Below are 16,684 nucleotides of genomic sequence, written 5' to 3'. Positions count from 1 at the left end.
CGCCCAGGAGGCACCATGACCCCGGAGAACTCCTCCACGGACGGCCCCTCGCGTGGCCTGCACGCGAAGGTGGTCGCCATCAGCATCGGCGCCGCTCTCGGCGGATTCCTGTTCGGCTTCGACTCGTCGGTCATCAACGGCGCGGTCGACTCCATCTCGAGCGAGTTCGAGCTGACCGACACCTTCACCGGCTTCGCCGTCGCGTCCGCGCTGCTCGGCTGCGCGGTCGGCGCATGGTTCGCGGGCAGCCTCGCGGACCGCTTCGGACGCGTGCGCGTCATGGTGATCTCGGCCGTCGTGTTCCTGGTCTCGTCGATCGGCTCGGGCCTCGCGTTCGGCATCGGCGATCTCATCGGGTGGCGCATCGTCGGAGGCCTCGCGATCGGAGCAGCATCGGTGATCGCGCCCGCGTACATCGCGGAGGTCGCGCCTGCCGCGTTCCGCGGCCGCCTCGGCTCGCTCCAGCAGATGGCGATCGTGCTCGGCATCTTCGCATCCCTGCTGTCCGACGAGGTGCTCGCCGGCTCCGCGGGCGGCGCATCGTCCGACCTGTGGATGGGGCTCGAGGCGTGGCGCTGGATGTTCCTCACCGCGGTGATCCCTGCGGTCATCTACGGAGGCGTCGCGCTCACGCTGCCCGAGTCGCCGCGCTTCCTGGTGGAGAGGCACAGGGACGACGAGGCCGCGGCGATCCTCGCCGACTACACGGGCGAACCCGACCCCCACGGGCGCATCGCGCTCATCCGCGCCTCCCTCGGCGGGGACGAGCACCTCACCCTGAGCGACCTGCGCGGGCCGCGGTTCGGGCTGCAGCCGATCGTCTGGGTCGGCATCCTGCTGTCGGTGTTCCAGCAGTTCGTCGGCATCAACGTGATCTTCTACTACTCGACCACCCTGTGGAAGTCCGTCGGCTTCGACGAGTCCGACGCCTTCACGACGTCGACGATCACGTCGATCACGAACATCGTCATGACGCTCGTCGCGATCGCGCTCGTCGACAAGGTCGGGCGCCGCACCCTGCTGCTCGTGGGCTCGGGCGGCATGACGATCTCGCTGCTCACGATGGCGATCGCGTTCAACCAGGCGGCCGTGGACGCCGCGGGAGACGCGCAGCTCGAGAAGCCGTGGTCGATCATCGCGCTCGTCGCGGCGAACCTCTTCGTCGTCTTCTTCGCCGCGAGCTGGGGCCCCGTGGTGTGGGTGCTGCTCGGCGAGATGTTCCCCAACCGGCTGCGCGCCGCCGCCCTCGCCGTCGCCGCCGCAGCGCAGTGGCTGGCGAACTTCACGATCACCCTGACGTTCCCCGTGATGGCGGGGTGGGGCCTGCAGTTCGCCTACGGGTTCTACGCGCTCATGGCGGGGCTGTCGCTGTGGTTCGTGCTGGCCAGGGTGCCCGAGACCAAGGGGATCGAGCTCGAGGACATGGAGAGCGCATCGTCCATGTGAGCGCCGGACGCCTCGGCGTCCGGGCGAAACACCCCCACGACGAACCACGGCCCCACCGCGGCTAGGCCAGCGGGTGGGGCCGTGCGGCGCATCAAGGGGGGCGATGCGCCTCTATCGTGGTTCCCGCAACGAAAAAGGGGGGTCGTACGGGAGCCATCTTGCGCGCGAGGGGGGTGCGCGCTGAGCAAAACGCTACACCCTACGGGGTGTCGTGTCACGCAGTTCCGTGGGTGATTTCACAGAGTTTGCGCAGAAAACGACATGTGTTGCGCACCCGAGTGTCAATTCCGTCACAGCGGTGACAGAAACCCGTCACAGGCATGACAAAAGCCCCCTCCGGTCTCCCGGAGAGGGCTCATGCCTCTCGACGTGGCAGGTGAGGGATTCGAACCCCCGAAGTCACAGACGGCTGATTTACAGTCAGCTCCCTTTGGCCGCTCGGGCAACCTGCCGTGCGCCGCAAGCGGCGCGCATGGAAGGATAGCAAGGAAATAGGGGTGCACGCGAACCCGCGGTCGCCACCCCCTTCCCCCAGCCCGACGACGAGGAGGACTCATGGCCGACAGCAGCTTCGATGTGGTGAGCAAGGTGGACCGCCAGGAGGTGGACAACGCGCTCAACCAGGCCGCCAAGGAGATCGCGCAGCGTTACGACTTCAAGGGCGTCGGCGCGTCGATCGAGTTCTCGGGCGAGGACATCCTCATGAAGGCCAACAGCCCCGAGCGGGTCAAGGCGATCCTCGACGTGTTCATCGCGAAGCTCGCCAAGCGGCAGATCGCGATGAAGGCGCTCGAGTGGGGCGAGCCCATCCCCTCGGGCAAGGAGTTCCGCCTGGTCGCGAAGGTCAAGGAGGGCATCGCGCAGGACGTCGCGAAGAAGCTCACGAAGATGGTGCGCGACGAGGGCCCCAAGTCCGTCAAGGCCCTCATCCAGGGCGACGAGCTCCGCGTGACCTCGAAGTCCCGCGACGACCTGCAGGCGACCATCGCGCTGCTCAAGGGCGCCGACGTGGACGCGGCGCTGCAGTTCGTCAACTTCCGCTGACACGCGACAGGAGGCGGTGACGGGCCCGAGGGCTCGTCACTGCCTCCTGTCGCGTCAGGGCTCCTTCTTCAGGGCTCCTTGTTCAGGGACGATGCGGGGGCGGCTTCATGGGGCACAGGACAGCCGTGCGGGAAGGTGCCCAGATCCTCGACCCTGAACCCGTCCGGGTACGAGCGGATCCAGGGCAGGTCCGCGACCCGCGTCGGCTTCGCGCTCGCGGGCAGCAGGCCCGCGACCTTGCCTCTCAGCCGCACCGAGGCGCGGGCGACGGACCTGACCGCGGGTGAAGGCACCTCGTAGCGGAAGGCGGCGAGGAGCGCATCGTCCATGAGGCACCGGCTCAGGAGCTCCATGGCCCGCGCCGGCACGGCCGGCCGGAACGTGCCGAGCAGCGCCATGGTGGAGTCGGCCACGCGGCGCGCGCCCTCGTCGTACGCGAAATGCTGAGCCTCGTAGCCATCCATGAGCGCGGCGAAGCCCTCGTAGTCCTCGGGGATGTCCGAGATGCCCATGTGCCTGCCGAGCGTCCGGTAGTACACGACGGAGGCGCGCGACTCGGCGGCGCTCAGGGGCCGCTTCCCGTAGGACTCGAGCCAGCGCTGAGGGACGACGACGAAGGTCGACAGGACGTAGCGGAACTCGTGATCGGGGATGTCGTAGGCGCGGTGCATCTGGTTGATGCGGCGGATCGCGCTGCGCGACTCGGCGTCCTCGAAGCCCTTGCGGGTCGGCACCTCGAGCAGCAGGGCCGTGTCGTCGTAGCGCTTCTGGGTGCGCTCGGTGAACTCGCCCGTGCGGCACAGCAGAGCCCCGATGCCCGGCACCGCGTACGTCCTGAACAGGGCGAAGCTGAGCGCCTGGTTCATGTCCCACGGGAACTCGTGCATGACCAGGTTGCGGTAGATCTCGACGAAGTCCCGCTCGGGGTCCAGGGATTCGTTGACACGTCTCCAGTGATCGCGCTTCACCCTGCCCAAGGTACGTGAGGCCTGGCGCTCGCGCCCGGCGGCGCCATCGGCCCCGACGAGGAACGGCCCCGGGGATCGCTCCCCGGGGCCGCCCCGCATCGTCCCTATGCCAACGGCATCACTGGGCCGTGAATGTCACTGCGCCGAGTAGCCGCCGTCCACGAGGTGGTAGCTGCCGGAGATGAAGGAGGCGTCGTCGCTCAGGAGGAACAGGGCGAGCGCCGCGACCTCCTTGTCGGTGCCGAGGCGGCGCGCGGCGTGCTGCTGCTCGAGGGCGCTGAGCGCCTCGGGCGAGAGGGTCGCGCGCACGAGCGGGGTGTCGATGAAGCCGGGGCCGACCGCGTTGGTGCGCACGCCCTGCGCGGTGTACTCGAGCGCGGCGACCTTCGTGAGGCCGGTCAGCGCGTGCTTGGAGGTCACGTAGGCCGCGTTCTGGGCGATGCCGACCGAGCCGAGCACAGACGCCATGTTCACGATCGCGCCGCCGCCGGCCTCGACCATCGCGGGCAGCTGGAAGCGCAGGCCGTAGAAGACGCCGTCGAGGTCGACCGCGCGGACGCGGTCCCACGCGGCGATGTCGTAGTCGCCGATGTTCATCGGTGCGGCGCCGATGCCGGCGTTGTTCACGGCGAGGTGCAGGGCGCCGTAGGTCTTCTTGGCGAACTCGACGGCGGCCTCGGAGTCCTCCCACTTCGCGGTGTTCTGCGCGAAGGCCGAGGCCTTGCCGCCCGCGGCCTCGATCTGGTCGACGACCGCCTGGGCCGCCTCGAGCTTGATGTCGGTGACGACGACGCTCGCGCCCTCCGCCGCGAGCTCGCGCGAGATCTCCGCGCCGATGCCGCTGCCGCCGCCGGTGACGATGGCGACCTTTCCGTCGAACCTGGCCATGGGGACCACTTCCTTCTGCTGTGCCGCGTCGACGCGGCGTGTTGATTGCGTACGCATAGATCAACACGTGTCAAGGAAAAGGTATTCCGAAGACGTCGGGCGCCCGCCGCATCGTCCTCGGTCAGGACATCGGCCGAGGAGAGCGTGAAGCCGCCGCGTCAGTTGAGCGTGAATCCGCCCAGGTCGTCACCGCGTGTGGGGCCACCGCGTCCAGGGCCGCCGTACCCGAAGCCGCCCTGGCCGTTCTCGCGCGCCATGTTCTCAAGGCGTTCGATCCGCTGGTCCATGGGCGGGTGCGTGGAGAACAGCTTCGCCATGCCCGCGCCCGAGAACGGGTTCGCGATGAAGAGGTGGCTCACGTTCTCGAACTGCGTCTCCTGCGGGAGGGGACGACGCTGCACGCCGCCCTCGAGCTTCTTGAGCGCCGAGGCGAGCGCGAGCGGGTCGCCCGTGAGCTTCGCGCCGTCCTCGTCGGCGTCGTACTCCCTGGTGCGGGAGATCGCCATGCGGATCAGGGTCGCGGCGATCGGAGCGAGCACCATCATCGCAAGCACGCCGAAGATGCCCAGCGGGTTGTCGCGCGAGTCGCGGCCGCCGCTGAAGAACAGCAGCCACTGGGCGATCGCGGTGATGATGCCCGCGAACGCCGCGGCGACGGAGCCGATGAGGATGTCGCGGTTGTACACGTGCATGAGCTCGTGGCCGAGCACGCCGCGCAGCTCGCGCTCGTCGAGCAGCCCGAGGATGCCCGTGGTGCAGCACACGGCCGCGTTCTTGGGGTTGCGCCCCGTCGCGAAGGCGTTGGGCGCATCGGTAGGCGAGACGTAGAGGCGCGGCATCGGCTGGTTGGCCTCGCGGCTGAGCTCGCTGACGATGCGGTACATCGCAGGCTGCTCCACCTCGGTGACCGGGCGGGCGTGCATCGCCTTGATCGCGAGCTTGTCGGAGTTCCAGTAGCCCACGAAGGTGCCGATCACGGAGAACGCGGCGAACATCCACAGGTACTGACCGTCGGCGATGTAGGTGCCCAACGCAAGCATGACCATCCACATGGCCACGAACAGCCCGAAGGTCTTCAGCCCGTTGAAATGCTTGCTACCGCCCACTGTCCCTCAGCCTCCGAAAGATGAATCCACCAGGAGAACGGGCATCGGCGCGCCCCGGTTCCCCGTGACGCGCCGATTCTCTCACCCTCCGCCGCAGCGGATCCGCAGATTCCGAGCCGAGCTGACTGGGATCGACCCCGTCAGTCGCGACCGAGCGCGATGTCGGTCATCTCCTCGCGCGGCACGACCTTGATGCGCTCGCGGTCCTCGCCCTCGCCGAGCGCCCGCTCGTAGGCGTCGAGCGCCTCCCAGCCGGACCACTCCACGACGGGCACGTCGCGCGACTTGAGCAGGCGCAGCAGGTTATCGGGGCTGAGCTGCTCGGCGTGCGCCTGGGTGTTGGCGTAGAGGTCGTCGGCGTCGGCCACGAGGTTCGCGATGGTCTCCTGCGCGTCGGACTTGGTGTGGCCGATGAGCCCCACCGGGCCGCGCTTGATCCAGCCGGTCGCGTAGTAGCCGGGGACCTGCTCGCCGCTGGCGTCGACCACGCGGCCGCCCTCGTTGCGGATCACACCCTTGCGGTCGTCGAACGGGATGCCCTCGATCTCCGTGCCCCAGTAGCCGACCGCGCGGTACACGGCCTGCACGGGGTAGTCGATGAACTCACCGGTGCCCTTGACCGACGCGTCGCCCTGCAGCGCCGTGCGCTCCATGCGGATGCCCGCGACCTTGCCGTCCTCGCCGAGGATCTCGACGGGCTGCTGCAGCAGGTGAAGGTGGATGCGGTGCGACGCGGTGCCGGGCTCCCTGAGGGTCCAGTCGGTCAGCGTCTTGACGACCTGCTTGGTCTGCTTGTTGGTCTCGGCGGCCTCGATCGACGCGTCGTCGAAGTCGTAGTCCTCGGGGTACACGACCACGTCGACGTCGGGCACCTGGCCGAGCTCACGCAGCTCGAGCGGCGTGAACTTCACCTGGGCGGGGCCTCGGCGGCCGAAGACGTGGACGTCGGTGCACGGCGAGGCCTTGAGCCCCTCCTCAACGTTCGCGGGGATCTCGGTGGACATGAGGTCCGCGGGGTGCTTCGCGAGGATGCGCGCGACGTCGAGCGCGACGTTGCCGACGCCGAGCACCGCGACCTCCTTGGCCTCGAGCGGCCAGGTGCGGGGCACATCGGGGTGGCCGTCGAACCACGACACGAAGTCGGCGGCGCCGTACGAGCCGTCCAGGTCGATGCCCGGGATGTCGAGATCGGCGTCCTTGAACGAGCCGGTCGCGAAGATCACGGCGTCGTAGTGCTCGCGCAGGTCCTGGAGCGTGAGGTCGGTGCCGATGTTCACGTTGCCGAGGAACCGGATGTCGCCGCGGCCGAGCACGTTCGCGAGCGCGACGATGATCTGCTTGATGCGCGGGTGGTCGGGTGCGACCCCGTAGCGGACCAGGCCGAACGGCGCGGGCAGCCGCTCCAGGATGTCGATCGACACGTTGAGGTCGGTCTTGCTGAGGATGTCGGCGGCGTAGGTGCCGGCGGGGCCGGCGCCGATGATGGCCACGCGCAGCGGGCGGTTGGCGGTCACGATGTGCTCGATTCGTTCGGGGAAGGTCCGCGCCGGGGCCTCACACCGGCGCAATGAGTCCAGAGTATAGGCACGTCCGCGTGCTCAAAATGCCTCGTTGAGAGGCCGTATCCCCCTGGGGGGATAGGGACGATGCGGTGGTCACCGGGAGTTGAAAGGTCCCGCGCGCCACGGATTCGGGACGGCGCCGCGGTCACGACGCGGACGCCGCCTCGGCCGCGTCGAGGTCCTCGTACCCGGCCAGGATCGACGTGTACGCGAGGGTGCGCCACGTGAGGTTCTGGTCGGACTCGACGAGGTCGTCGATCAGTTCGCGGTACCGCGCGAGCGTCGCATCGGAGTAGGTGCCGAGCTCGCCACGCAGATACGTCTCGAACGACGTCGCCTCGAGGGTGTCCTCAGCGGTGGTGAGGACGCGCATCGCTGCGCCGAGCGCCGGGTAGCGCTCGTGGAAGTCCCGGGCCCACGCGACCTGGACGCGGACGATCTCCTCCTGCGCGGCGACGCGCTCGGGAGACAAGGCCGGCAGGTGCGGCGCCAGCTCGGCGGCGTACCGCTCGGGCTCGGTGGGCTCCATCATGCGCGCGTACTTCTCGGTGAGCAGGTTGCGGCCGGCGGCGTCGGCGGCGTCGAGATCCGCCGCGTACGAGTCCAGCAGCGCCATGGGCCACGTCATGAACTGCCCGAGCCGCTGCACCTCGAACTCGGCCGGGTTGTCCTGGCACGACGCGCGCCCGTCCTCGCCTCGCACGAGCTGGAACTGGTTCCACTCGTGGGCGACGATCTGCCGCGCGCGCTCGAGCCGGGCGGCGCGCTCCTCCATCGTCTCGGTCATACGTCGGCCTTCCTCATCACAGCGTTCGTCAACGTCACAGCGCCCATCAACATCACAGCGCCCATCAACATCACAGCGCCCTCAGCCACGGGTCTCCGATGCGGGCGCGAACCTGGTCCCGATGCGCCTCGAGGAACGTCGAGTCCGCGACGCTCAGCCGCTGCATCCGCAGCTCGGTCACGACCTGCGCGCACACGTCCTCGATCGCCTCGGCGAGCGCCTCGCGCGCGGGCCCGGCGCCGGCGCCGCCCTCGCCGAAGCCGGCGCCCCCGAAGCACGCCGCGGAGGCAAGCCGCTGCGCGTCGGTCAGCCGCGCATGCACTCGAGGGAGCCGCGAGACGGGCCGGGCCGCAAGCGCGCGCATAGCCGCGCCCTGCCACTTGTAGTACGGCAGGTACCCGACAGCGGTGGGCCGATTGAGCAGGAACACGAGCGACGCCGCGGCCTTGACGAACTCCGCGACCGACAGCCACGCGGCCTCGCCGTCGCCGCGCGCGAGCATGCGCGGCACGTTGTACTGCCCAGCCTGCGCCATCATCCCCAGGCGCTGACCGATCCTGGCCAGGCGCGCATCGTCCGGCATCCGCGTGAAGGCGCCGCGGACGGAGCTGAAGGCTCCGTACGGGTCGGCGAAGACCTCACCGTTGGTCGCGGCGGCGAGCGTCGCCTCCTCGAGCGTGACCCACAGGTGCGGCTGATCGGCGGGCGGCGCGGACGGCAGCCCGGTGATCCCCTGGAAGAAGTCGGCGATCTCGAACACGCCCACGCGCCGCCCCTCGCCCTGCGCGCGCGTCGTCTCGACGCGCGGCCCGAAGCCAAGGAACGTCGAAGGCAGCGCCTCGTAGTCGGCCTGCAGTCGGGACCCGATCTCCGCATGGTCTGCCTCGGTGAGCCACAGGCAGAAGCCGGGGCCGAAGTCGTGGTCGCGCGACAGGTCGTCGTCGAAGCCGTAGCACTCGGAGCCGTGACCCACGAGACCCGCCGCGATGCGCCCGCGGTGCTCGGGGTAGCGCTCGAGCATCGGCCGGCCGTGCTCCTCCCAGAACGCGCGCGACAGCGCGAGACCCGTCATGCGCGGCACGGTCAGCGCGGGCGGACCAGGCTCGGGCTCGTCGGGTGTGGACGATGCGGGAACGGACGATGCGGGAACGGACTCGGCGCCCGCGTCGCCGAGCAGCCTCGGGCCGGGGGACGCGGCCGCGACCTCCTCCGCCTGCGCGAGGTTCTCCGCGGTGACCGCGTGCTGGTCGCTCTGCGGGCCGTAGTTGGCGTCGACGATCACGAGCGCTTCGCGGTAGAGGTCTGCGGCGTCGGCCGCGCGCCCCGAGCGGAAGCACACCTCGGCAAGGCCCGCGAGCGCGGCCGCGAGGTGCGGGTTCGCGTCATGCCCTCCCGCACGGAAGATCGCGAGCGAGCGCCGAGCGAGCGCCTCGGCCTCCTCGCCGCGGCCCAGGTCATGGCACACGAGCGAGAGGTTGGTGAGCGTACCGGCGACGTCGAGGTCGCGGCCTGGGTCGGTCGAGGCGCCCTCGACGATGCTCAGGGCGGCGGTCAGCTCGTCGTACGCCCCCTGGGCGTCGCCGGCCTCGCTGTGCAGCATCGACAGGTTGTTGTGGAGGGCGGCGAGGCGGCGGTCCCCCGCGGGCATCGTCCGCTCGGCGACCGTGAGCGCCTCGGCGTAGGCGACCCGAGCATCGTCCAGGTCCCCCGCCGCGCGACGCGCGGTCGCGACGTTGATGAGCGTCGTGGCGTGGGCCTCGGAGCCCTTCAGGCCGAGCCGGTCGACGAGCGCGAGCGCGTCGTCGGCCGCCTGCCGCGACCGATCATGCGCGCCGAGCGAGCGGTGCAGCCCCATCATCTCGTTGAGCACCGTGAGGACAGCGCCCCCGTCCCCCGCCGCGCGGGCCCCGGCCAGCGCATCGTCCAGGTACGGGACCGCCGAGGGACCGTCCTGATCCGCGAGGATGCGGTCCAGCCCGCGGAGCATCGCTTCGACGTCGTAGGCACCCGAATCGGGGCGCGCTTCCTCCATGGAGGTCCACCTTCACCGTTGACGCGGCGTCTGGGCGGGGACGATGCCGCTCCGTCCACCATAGGTGGTAAACCTTGAGTGAAGGTCATCTCGCCTTGTGGTGAACAAGGCGAGCAGCGTGAGAGCGTAGAGACGTGGCCAGTGCACCGACCCACGCACGCGGCGCCTCCCCGGACGGCCGCCGCGGCGCCCTCGCGCGTCCCAAGCTGCTCACGCCGCACGAGTACATCGCGGACGCGACGCACCGCATCCACGCCGCCAAGCACCGCGTGCTCATCACCACGCTGACCATCGCGGACGACCACCGCACCGACACGCTCATCGACGCGCTCGTCTGGGCAGCGCGCCGCGGGGTCAAGGTCGGCGTCGCGGCCGACACGTTCACGTATGCCGACCTGGCGGGAACGTTCCTCCCCACCGGCTACCGCACCACCGCATGGCGCACCTCCAACCGGCTCGCCTCGAAGCTCGCACGCGAGGGGGTCGCGTTCTCGTGGCTCGGACGCGAGCAGGGCCTCCCCTGGCGCGGCCGCACGCACACCAAGTTCTGCGTCGTCGACGACGTCGTCTACGCGTTCGGCGGGGTCAACCTGGACCGCAAGGGAGTCGAGAACGCCGACTTCATGCTGCGCATCGACGACGCGCGGCTCGCCGACGACATCGAGGGCGTCTACGGCCGGATCCAGCGCATGAACCTGCACGAGCGCGGCCATCGGTCGCTCGAGCTGAGGTACGGCACCGACCGCGTGCTCGTCGACGGCGGCATCCCCGGCGACTCGATCATCTACCGGCGCGCGCTGCACCACGCGCGCAAGGCCGACCGGATCCTCCTGATGTCGCAGTACTGCCCCACGGGCGAGCTCGGGAAGGTCATCCGCGAGCGCGACCACGAGCTGTGGTTCAACCCGCCGCGCAACGCCGCGCCCGCGAACCGCGCGCTCATCGCGTCGTCGATGATGTGGACCGGCTACCGCACGCAGTACGCCGACCCGCGCTACCTCCACGCGAAGGCGATCGTGTTCTTCCGCTCGAACGGCACGCGCATCTCGATGACCGGCTCCCACAACTGGGTCGTCGGCGGCGTGAAGCTCGGCACGCGCGAGATCGCGCTGGAGACCCGCGACCCCGCCACCGTGGACCAGGTGCTCGAGTTCCACGCGCGCGAGGTCGCGAGGACGCTCACCGACTGACCCCCGCGCGCGCCCCGCCACACCCCACGCACCTCCGCACCCCTCGCCCCGCCGCACGTCCTGCACACAGTTGGCTCGGCGGACGGCGTGTCGGAGGCTGCGAAGCACGCGACACGCGGGGTGCAGGACGAAACGTGTGCAAGACGTGCGGCCGCCGGGGCCTCGGCCGCCGCGGTCAACAGGTGAAGTCGATCGCGTCGTCCGTCGCGTCTCCGGCGGAGACCGTGGATGGCCTCCAGTAGACGACGTTCATGAGCTTCGCGCCCTCGGGGGTGTCGATCGCGATCGTGTCGTGGGTGATGGCGTCTCCTGAGCCGTCGGCGGTGACGGTTCTCACCAGGAGGCCCGCCTTGTAGCTGTCGTGGCCTTCGTACGGCTGCGTACAGACGATCTCGGGCTGGGCGGTGGGCGCCGTTCCCGCGTCTTGGAGGAGGATCTCGCAGTTGCCTTGCGACGACGCGAGATCGCACAGCGCTGTCTCGTCACCGCGCGAATCGTATGCGTGCTCGACAAGCGACTCGACCTCCGCCACCTCGGGCACCCGCAACTCGGACGCGCCGGTGCACCCGGCAAGCAAGGCAACCGCCAGCGCCGCGACGACCGTGGTCACGGCCATCTTGCGGACAGACATCAATACCCCCTCCGCCAAGGACATCTCGGCGCTCCATTTGGACGACCCCCAGATGCGCGCACGTGGCCCTTGGCGTCGGCGAGTGATCAGGTCCGCGTCAGGGGACGATGGGGCCACCGCGCAGCGCGGTGTTCCTCAGGTTCGCCTCGGCTGCGATCTCACGTGCCACGAAGCCGCCGCCCGCGTCGCAGAACGGGCAGTCGCGCGGCGTGCGCAGCGTCCGCCCATGAGGCGAGTCCCTCCAGGAGTGTCCGCAGAGGGGAGACGTCCACCAGACATTCTTGAACGACCTCGCGCGCAGCTTGTCGGGCGTGAGAGGCGCGTTGCGCTCCAGGTCGAACTCCTTGGTGAGTTCTGGCCACCGCTCAGCCAGCGACTTCAGTGCGAACATCCTCATGGCCCCCTTGGCTCCGTGTACCTCCCACTCTCCCACATGTGGCATCCAGGGGCGCGAAGTCGCCCCGCCAGGCCCGGCTCCGTCGCGCCGCATTCCAGGTCGGCCGCGAACGCCCGCACATCCTGTTTGTCCGTTTTGTCAGACCCCGGTGCTTGACTGTACTCATGACTTCAGACGACGAGATGGGCGCGGCGTTCGCCCAGGTGCGAGCGGGGTTGGCTGCCTTGCGTGCGCTCGTCGACGGCGCGCAGGCGTGGCCGCAGCGGCTGCTGCTGGAGCGACAGAAGGAGCTGTTCGCGGTGCGGCGAGAGCTCGACGTCGAGTCCGCGCGGATGGTCGCGGAGACGTTCCGCCGCTCGGATGACGACGAGGGCGTCGGGCTGGCTCGCGGGCAGGGGTTCCGCACCGCGGAGGGGTTCGTCGCGTCGATATCAGGCGGGTCGACGGCCGAGGCGGGCCGTCAGGCTCGGGTGGGCAAGGTGCTGGACGATGCGGAGAAGGCTCGGCGCGCCGAGGAGGCGGCCGCTCGGGCGCAGGCGCTGGCCGAGGAGCTGGGCGAGGACCTGTTCGACCTTGGCGCTGATGGCGAGGCCGAGGCGGGCGACGGTGCACCTCAGGGGCCGGTGTTCCCGGTCCTTGCTGAGGCTTTGCGTCGGATGGAGCTGTCCGTCGAGGCCGGTGATGTGATCGGCCAGGCGCTGCTGCGGGTCGCCGACGTCCTCTCGGGCGAGGCGCTGGCGGTCTTCGAGCGTGACGCGGTGGCGAAGGCCATGGGGTTGCCATTGGCGCAGGTGAGGCGGATGATCGCGGCCGCCGAGGCGCGCGTGAACCCCGATGAGCTCAAGAAGCGTGAAGACCGACACCGTCAGCAGCGCTCCGCGACGCTGACGGCCAAGCCCGACGGATCGTGGAGGCTGACCGCCGTACTCGATGCCGCGTCGGCCGCACCCATCAAGGCATTCATGGACGCCTACGTGCGCGCAGGCTTCCACGACCAGCGGGGCGACAGCGATCGCCAAGGCAAGAGCGGTGAGGATCGTCGCAGCGCGGCGCAGATGCGTGCCGACGCGCTCGTCGCTCTGGCACGCCACGGCGCAGGCTGCGAGGCGGGGCACGCGGGCGTGAAGACCACCGTCGTGGTGCGCATGACCCTCGCCGACTTGCAGGCCGGCGAGGGTGTCGCGGAGGTCGACGGCCTCGACACCCCCGTATCCGTAACCACCGCACGGCAGCTGGCCGCCGACGCCGAGATCATCCCCGCCGTGCTCGGCAGCAAGGGCGAGGTCCTCGACTGGGGGCGCAAACGACGGCTCTTCACGCGGGCCCAGGCCCTGTACCTGGCAGAACGCGACGGCGGCTGCGCGAAATGCCACGCCCCGCCCGACTGGTGCGAGACCCACCACATCCGCTGGTGGGACCGAGACTCCGGCCCGACCAACGTCGACAACGGCGTTCTCCTGTGCACGTCATGTCACCACGACCTGCACCGCGACGGCTGGGACATCCAGGTACAGGGTCACCGGGTATGGATCGTGCCACCCCGACACATCGACCCCACCCAGACACCCCGCCTCGGCGGCCGAGCAGCCCTCGACCTCGCAGCATGAACCGCAGGGACGCGGACGTCTGGGCAAAGGCTGGCCTGCGCGGCAACCTCAGGCGAAGGCGGATGCGGAACGTCGCGCGAGCGCAGGTAGGCCGACGCCTCGGCGCATCGACCCGCCCAACCCGGCGCATCGAGCCGCTCACCCCGGCGCATCGAATTGGCCACCTTGGTACGTCGACTTGGTCACGCGCGCCAGACGATGCGCCTGGTAGCGATACCCCCGCAGGCATCGCCCCTGGTATCGGCCTAGCCAGTGCGTAGTTGATGTGTCACACTCTCACCATGACGAACTCGGCACAGGCGATGCGCTCCATGCGCTCGATGTGCTGCGTCATGTGTCCCTCGGCCTGAGTCGCCCTCGGATACCCACCCGTACCCAGGGCGCTCGGCTGAACCGGGCGCACTCCTCGTACGCCCGCGCAGGCCGAGCTCCCATCACCACCCAGGAGCCACGGTGAACCCGGACACCACCCCCTCCACGACCGCGTCGCCCGACGCGGGTGTCGTCGCGCCCACGTCGGCCGCGCCCGCAACCCTCGACCCCGCCGCGCGCGAGGCCGAGGCACGCCAGCGTCAGCGCGAGGAGGCACGCCTCATCCGCACCCGCGAGGCCGCCGCGCGCAAGAACACCGCCTCCAAGGACGGCCAGTGGGCCGCCGGCGACCGCACGCCGCTCAACCCCAACGAGGAGTTCAAGGCGACCTCCGACCCGCTCGAGGTGCGACACCGCATCGAGACGATGTACGCGCGATGGGGCTTCTGGTCGATCCCGCCGAGCGACCTGCGCGGCCGCTTCCGCTGGTGGGGCCTGTACACGCAGCGCCGCCCCGGGATCGACGGCGGCAAGACCGCGATCCTCGAGCCGCACCAGCTCGACGACGAGTACTTCATGCTCCGCGTCCGCTCCGACGGCGGCCAGCTCACCGTCGCGCAGGCCCGCGAGATCGCCCGCATCTCGCAGGAGTTCGGCCGCGACTCCGCCGACATCTCCGACCGCCAGAACATCCAGCTGCACTGGATCCGCATCGAGGACGTGCCGGAGATCTTCCGACGCATCGAGGCGGTCGGCCTGTTCACGACCGAGGCGTGCGGCGACAGCCCGCGCGTCATCCTCGGCTCCCCCGTCGCGGGCGTCGCGAAGGACGAGCTGCTCGACCCCACGCCGCAGATCCAGGCGATCATCGAGCGCGGCATCGGCAGCCCCGAGTTCTCCAACCTGCCCCGCAAGTTCAAGACCGCGATCTCCGGCACCCGCATCCCCGACATCGTCCACGAGGTGCAGGACATCGCGTTCGTCGCGGTCGAGCACCCCGAGCTCGGGCTCGGCTACGACCTGTGGGTCGGCGGCGGCCTGTCCATCAACCCGCACCTGGGCCAGCGCCTCGGCGCCTTCGTGGAGCCCGCCAAGGTTCCCGAGGTGTGGGCCGGCGTCATCGGCATCTTCCGCGACCACGGCTACCGCCGCCTGCGCACCCGCGCGCGCCTCAAGTTCCTCGTCAAGGCCTGGGGCGCGGAGAAGTTCCGCCAGGTCCTCCAGGACGACTACCTCGGCTGGGAGCTGCCCGACGGCCCCGCGCCCGCGGTCTCCAAGCCGGGCGACCGCGGCGACCACGTCGGCATCCACGAGCAGAAGGACGGCCGCTGGTACATCGGCGCCGCGCCGATCGCTGGCCGCATCTCGGGCGCCAAGCTCGAGCGCATCGCGGAGCTCGCCGAGGCTGCGGGCTCCGACCGCATCCGCCTGACCCCCCTCCAGAAGCTGCTCGTCCTCGACGTGCCGACGGACAAGGTCAACGACGTCGTCAACGGCCTGCGCGAGCTCGAGCTCGAGGCCGAGCCCGGCGAGTTCCACCGCAACGTCATGGCCTGCACGGGCATCGAGTACTGCAAGCTCGCGATCGTCGAGACCAAGGCCACCGCGCGTGAGGTCGTGAAGATCCTCGACGAGCGGTTCCCCGACCTCGACTCCCCTATCTCGGTGCACGTCAACGGCTGCCCGAACTCGTGCGCCCGCATCCAGGTGGCCGACATCGGCTTCAAGGGCCAGCTGGTCCTGGACGAGGCATCGGGCGAGCAGGTGCCCGGCTTCCAGGTCCACCTCGGCGGACGCCTGGGCAGGGGCGAGGACGACGAGTTCGGCCGCAAGATCCGCGGCCACAAGGTCACCGCCGACGGCATGCCCGCCTACGTGGACCGCGTCACCCGCCACTACCTCGAGACCCGGGAGCAGGACGAGGCGTTCGCCGACTGGGCGTTCAGGGTGGACGAGGAGCTGATCCGATGACATCGATCCTGCCCGCCGCCGCCTCGCTCACCCTGCTCAACCCGAGCGAGTGGAACGCCGAGACGTGCGCCGAGGTGAACGCGAGGCTCGAGACCGCGTCCGCGGGCCACATCGCCGACTGGGCGGTGGCGACCTTCGGGCGAGACCTGGCCGTCGCATCGTCCATGCAGAACACCGTGCTCGCCCACCTGTTCGGCACACGGCTGCCCGGCATCGACATCGTCTTCCTCGACACCGGCTACCACTTCCCCGAGACGCTCGCGACGAGGGACGAGGCCGCGCGCCGACTGCCGATCACCGTGGTCAACGCGACCCCGCGGCAGACCGTCGCGGAGCAGGACGCCGAGGCCGGGCCGCGACTGCACGACCGCGACCCCAACCTGTGCTGCGCCCGCCGCAAGGTCGAGCCGCTGCGCGTCACCCTCGCGGGCTACCGCGCGTGGGCGACGGGCGCGCGGCGCATCGACGCCGAGACCCGCGCGACCCTGCCCGTCGTGGACTGGGACGCGACGCGCGGCATGGTCAAGGTCAACCCGCTCGCCGCCTGGGACGACGACACGTTCGAGCGCTACCAGGTCGAGCATGACCTGCCGCGCAATCCGCTCGTCGACCAGGGCTACCCGAGCATCGGCTGCGCGCCGTGCACGAGGCGGGTCGAGGCGGGCGAGGACCGGCGCGCGGGACGCTGGGCAGGCACCGACAAGATGGAATGCGGGATGCACATCTGAATCGTCGGACGCGCA

General features: G+C 70.1%; 14 protein-coding genes and 1 tRNA gene. 6 read left to right on the top strand and 9 right to left on the bottom strand.

Annotation, left to right across the window (positions count from 1 at the left end; all coding sequences use genetic code 11):
* The first annotated feature begins 15 nt into the window (after nucleotides 1–15).
* On the top strand, nucleotides 16–1,446 hold the full coding sequence (locus tag AOP78_RS01120) for a sugar porter family MFS transporter (protein WP_062200677.1): 1,431 nt from the start codon (nucleotides 16–18) through the stop codon (nucleotides 1,444–1,446).
* Between the two features lie 370 nt (nucleotides 1,447–1,816).
* Here the strand turns inward: AOP78_RS01120 and AOP78_RS01115 are convergent.
* Nucleotides 1,817–1,898: transfer RNA gene (locus AOP78_RS01115), tRNA-Tyr, on the bottom strand.
* Between the two features lie 103 nt (nucleotides 1,899–2,001).
* Here AOP78_RS01115 and AOP78_RS01110 point away from each other — a divergent pair.
* Nucleotides 2,002–2,490: a YajQ family cyclic di-GMP-binding protein gene (locus tag AOP78_RS01110; protein WP_062200676.1), complete on the top strand. Its 489-nt coding sequence runs from the start codon at nucleotides 2,002–2,004 to the stop codon at nucleotides 2,488–2,490.
* 68 nt (nucleotides 2,491–2,558) lie between these two features.
* Here the strand turns inward: AOP78_RS01110 and AOP78_RS01105 are convergent, their stop codons facing one another.
* The 6 genes from AOP78_RS01105 to AOP78_RS01080 all read right to left on the bottom strand — a co-directional run bounded on the left by AOP78_RS01105 (nucleotide 2,559) and on the right by AOP78_RS01080 (nucleotide 9,833).
* Nucleotides 2,559–3,458, bottom strand: coding sequence for an oxygenase MpaB family protein (locus AOP78_RS01105; RefSeq protein ID WP_201774737.1), 900 nt, complete (start codon nucleotides 3,456–3,458; stop codon nucleotides 2,559–2,561).
* A 135-nt stretch (nucleotides 3,459–3,593) separates the two neighbouring features.
* Nucleotides 3,594–4,346, bottom strand: coding sequence for an SDR family NAD(P)-dependent oxidoreductase (locus tag AOP78_RS01100; protein WP_062200674.1), 753 nt, complete (start codon nucleotides 4,344–4,346; stop codon nucleotides 3,594–3,596).
* A gap of 158 nt (nucleotides 4,347–4,504) precedes the next feature.
* Complete coding sequence (gene htpX / locus AOP78_RS01095; protein ID WP_083979659.1) at nucleotides 4,505–5,452, bottom strand: zinc metalloprotease HtpX; 948 nt, start codon at nucleotides 5,450–5,452, stop codon at nucleotides 4,505–4,507.
* Between the two features lie 140 nt (nucleotides 5,453–5,592).
* Nucleotides 5,593–6,966: an FAD-dependent oxidoreductase gene (locus tag AOP78_RS01090; RefSeq protein ID WP_062200673.1), complete on the bottom strand. Its 1,374-nt coding sequence runs from the start codon at nucleotides 6,964–6,966 to the stop codon at nucleotides 5,593–5,595.
* 193 nt (nucleotides 6,967–7,159) lie between these two features.
* Nucleotides 7,160–7,801 carry a DUF4125 family protein gene (locus tag AOP78_RS01085; protein ID WP_062200671.1) on the bottom strand — a complete coding sequence of 214 codons (642 nt, stop codon included), beginning with the start codon at nucleotides 7,799–7,801 and terminating at the stop codon, nucleotides 7,160–7,162.
* Nucleotides 7,802–7,871: 70 nt separating this feature from the next.
* On the bottom strand, nucleotides 7,872–9,833 hold the full coding sequence (locus AOP78_RS01080; protein WP_062200669.1) for a tetratricopeptide repeat protein: 1,962 nt from the start codon (nucleotides 9,831–9,833) through the stop codon (nucleotides 7,872–7,874).
* Between the two features lie 134 nt (nucleotides 9,834–9,967).
* Between AOP78_RS01080 and AOP78_RS01075 the strand changes: the two genes are divergently transcribed.
* Nucleotides 9,968–11,023 carry a phospholipase D-like domain-containing protein gene (locus AOP78_RS01075; RefSeq protein WP_062200667.1) on the top strand — a complete coding sequence of 352 codons (1,056 nt, stop codon included), beginning with the start codon at nucleotides 9,968–9,970 and terminating at the stop codon, nucleotides 11,021–11,023.
* Nucleotides 11,024–11,198: 175 nt separating this feature from the next.
* Here AOP78_RS01075 and AOP78_RS01070 read toward each other — a convergent pair whose 3' ends face one another.
* Together AOP78_RS01070 and AOP78_RS01065 are read right to left on the bottom strand one after the other, a co-directional pair.
* Nucleotides 11,199–11,654, bottom strand: coding sequence for a hypothetical protein (locus AOP78_RS01070; RefSeq protein ID WP_152659350.1), 456 nt, complete (start codon nucleotides 11,652–11,654; stop codon nucleotides 11,199–11,201).
* Between the two features lie 97 nt (nucleotides 11,655–11,751).
* Nucleotides 11,752–12,051, bottom strand: coding sequence for a zinc-ribbon domain-containing protein (locus AOP78_RS01065; RefSeq protein WP_160297579.1), 300 nt, complete (start codon nucleotides 12,049–12,051; stop codon nucleotides 11,752–11,754).
* A gap of 164 nt (nucleotides 12,052–12,215) precedes the next feature.
* On the opposite strand from AOP78_RS01065, the gene AOP78_RS01060 reads away from it, so the two are divergent.
* The 3 genes from AOP78_RS01060 (at nucleotide 12,216) to AOP78_RS01050 (ending at nucleotide 16,669) form a co-directional block, all read left to right on the top strand.
* Nucleotides 12,216–13,658 (top strand): HNH endonuclease, encoded by a 1,443-nt coding sequence (locus tag AOP78_RS01060; protein ID WP_083979655.1) that lies wholly within the window; start codon nucleotides 12,216–12,218, stop codon nucleotides 13,656–13,658.
* Between the two features lie 453 nt (nucleotides 13,659–14,111).
* Nucleotides 14,112–15,941 carry a nitrite/sulfite reductase gene (locus AOP78_RS01055; RefSeq protein WP_062200650.1) on the top strand — a complete coding sequence of 610 codons (1,830 nt, stop codon included), beginning with the start codon at nucleotides 14,112–14,114 and terminating at the stop codon, nucleotides 15,939–15,941.
* Entirely contained in the window at nucleotides 15,938–16,669 is a 732-nt protein-coding gene (locus tag AOP78_RS01050; protein ID WP_062200647.1) for a phosphoadenylyl-sulfate reductase, read from the top strand. Before AOP78_RS01055 ends, AOP78_RS01050 begins: the two co-directional genes overlap by 4 nt.
* Nucleotides 16,670–16,684 lie beyond the last annotated feature (15 nt).

Source organism: Demequina salsinemoris, from assembly GCF_000974805.1.
Taxonomy (GTDB): domain Bacteria; phylum Actinomycetota; class Actinomycetes; order Actinomycetales; family Demequinaceae; genus Demequina; species Demequina salsinemoris.
This window is presented reverse-complemented; position numbering and strand designations above follow the sequence as displayed.